The sequence below is a fragment of the Microcoleus asticus IPMA8 genome, assembly GCF_013179805.1.
GTDB lineage: Bacteria > Cyanobacteriota > Cyanobacteriia > Cyanobacteriales > Microcoleaceae > Microcoleus > Microcoleus asticus.
In genome coordinates this window covers 1-2,457 of record NZ_SRRZ01000268.1, presented here as the reverse complement: position 1 = coordinate 2,457, position 2,457 = coordinate 1, and the positions used below count along the sequence as shown (strand labels likewise).

The following is a 2,457-nucleotide window of genomic DNA, read 5'->3' as shown; positions in this document are numbered from 1 at the left end:
GGCAACACATCAAAAAAGATGAGCTAGCCGGACAAATGTTTGAAGATGAATTAGAGCTAGCTTATGCCGTAATTAATGGGGTAGAAGCTAGAGGGAAAAAAGGAAACTACTCTACAAAACGCATTAAATTGAGAGCAGATCATCCTACTTAATATTTTGTTACATACTTACGAATTTTCCTGCCGATTTACTTAATATTACCATTAGAAATATCCACTACATCATCAGGTTAAAATCAACGCATATAACTAGATATTTTAGCCTAATTATCAACAATAAATATCTCAAAGCCTTATTTGAGCGTACAGAATAGCTAATTTAGGATGATTGTATTTATGTCCTACAGCTTAGCTACACAAAGGCTTTGATTGTTTTCGGAGATATCTAATAGAGACGCGAGCGACAGTCCACAAAAAAGTCAGTGGAATTTGAATCCAAAAGGCAGAAAAAAATACACTTTTTAAGTTAAGCTTAAAAAAACCGAGCTAAACAGACTGTATAATGAATATTATTGAATCTATCTTACAACAAATGTCAGGGGTTAGTCAAGCACAAAAAAAGTTTATGGTAACTTTATTTTCGACAATTGTGCTGGTTTATGGCAAAGTGAACTTCACCAATCTGGGTCGTTATAGTTTGTTGAATGAAAAAACTTATCGATGCCAATTTTTCAAAAACTTTGACTTTCCCCAATTCTCTAAATATTTTTTCAAAAAAGCCTTGAATCGTGAGCGCACTATTGCCGTTATTGATTGTTCTTTTTTGAAAAAAAGTGGCAAAAAAACTGAGGAAAAAGGTTATTTTTATAATGGTGTCGCGGGCAGAGCTGAACAGGGATTAGAAATTTCTGTAATTTCTGTTGTCGAAGTTGAAACTCATATTTCTTATAGTTTAAGCGTGCAACAAACTCATAAGCGTCCGGCCACAGAACTACCGAAAAACCCCCGGACTGTTACTCGGAAAAAAAACTAAAAAAACCGCTATAAAAAATAGGTGTCTGAAAGATCAATGCCTGAGATAACAAGAGTTGATGACTATGCTAAGCATTTGAAAAACACTCGTTCTTTGTTGCCAGACTCTGTAGGTTATTTGATGGCATATGGCTATTATTGCCGCGCTAAATTTTGGGATGCTGTACGGGAGTCAGATTTAAATTTAATTAGTAAATTAAGGGTTGATGCCAACCTAAATTACCTTTATGCCGGAGAAAAAAATCAATTCGGCGCTCCTCGTAAATACGATGGTAAAGTTGACTGCAATAATTTGAACAATCTAACTTTCATCAAAGAAATAAAGCCGGGAGTTAAGCTTTATTCATTAGTAGTATGGAGTTGTTGCTGAAAATGTAAAATCCGTTTGGCTTGTATATCTGAGCTTCAAACTAACGGTAAAAAAAAATATTTTATTATTTAGCACGGATATCAATCTCCCATCCGAGTAAATACTTGAGTATTATCAAGCTCGTTTTCAAATTGAATTCATTTTTCGTGATGCCAAACAATTTACTGGTTTGTCGATTGTCAATCTCTGAATAGCCAACGGCTTGATTTTCATTTTACTGCCAGTCTAATCGCCTTAAATTAGCCAAATATGAAGCCTATAATCGTCACTTATCTGCCCATCCTTTCGTGTTTTAAATGGCCTCTTATAAACGCCGAGAATACAAACTTGCATCTACTTTATACATTTATTAGCAAGTTAGATTTAGACCTAAACTTGATTTTAAATCATCCTAACCTCCCTTCAGTCTTGTCTTCTGGTACTCTAGCTGCGCTTAAAAACTGTCCGGAGTATTGGTGACGAAACTCGATTAGGACTACATACAATTCAAAGACGAAGGCTAACATTGCGGGGTGTAAAACCCGTAGGAAAACATCAATGGAAATTTAAATGTTTTTGGCTTTATGGAGCCGTATCCCCATTTACTGGGAGAAGTTTTTTTTGGGAGTTTTCCCATTTAGATCGAGTTTGTTTTCAAGCATATTTGCAACAATTGTCGCTTCAATATCCCGATGAATTGCATATTATTCAAGTCGATAATGCTCCCGGTCATCTTTTAAGCACATTTGAATTACCAGACAATATTGTTTTACTATTTCAACCTCCTCATTGTCCTGAAATAAATCCAACAGAAAGAGTAGGGGAATACACCAAAGAATTTTTAGCTTGATTAGTCTTTAGTAATCTTGACGAACTCCGTGTAAAACTTCAGGAAATCTTATCATCTTTAACCGATCGTGTCATTGGTTTTCTCACAGGATGGTCTTGGATTCTACATTTTTTATCTCTAGCACATCTTTAAAAAAATGGTATCAGAAACAGAAGAAAGAATATGAAAGTTGGAAATAAAATATTTACACTATGTCCTGGGGGGGTGACAAAGAGGTTTAGGAGATAGACGCAATCAGGGTTGCAGCCCGTATACCCTGTTGATAAAAGCGACGTTTATTTCGAGTT

Annotated in this window: 3 protein-coding genes; all 3 read left to right on the top strand. The window is 35.3% G+C overall.

Annotation, left to right across the window (positions count from 1 at the left end; translation table 11 throughout):
* Positions 1-501: 501 nt before the first annotated feature.
* The 3 genes from E5S67_RS33835 (at position 502) to E5S67_RS34980 (ending at position 2,170) form a co-directional block, all read left to right on the top strand.
* Positions 502-972, top strand: coding sequence for a hypothetical protein (locus E5S67_RS33835; protein WP_246277089.1), 471 nt, complete (start codon positions 502-504; stop codon positions 970-972).
* A 36-nt stretch (positions 973-1,008) separates the two neighbouring features.
* Positions 1,009-1,341: a hypothetical protein gene (locus E5S67_RS33830; protein WP_246277088.1), complete on the top strand. Its 333-nt coding sequence runs from the start codon at positions 1,009-1,011 to the stop codon at positions 1,339-1,341.
* A gap of 427 nt (positions 1,342-1,768) precedes the next feature.
* Positions 1,769-2,170, top strand: coding sequence for a transposase (locus tag E5S67_RS34980; protein WP_172193413.1), 402 nt, complete (start codon positions 1,769-1,771; stop codon positions 2,168-2,170).
* The last annotated feature ends 287 nt before the right edge of the window (positions 2,171-2,457 follow it).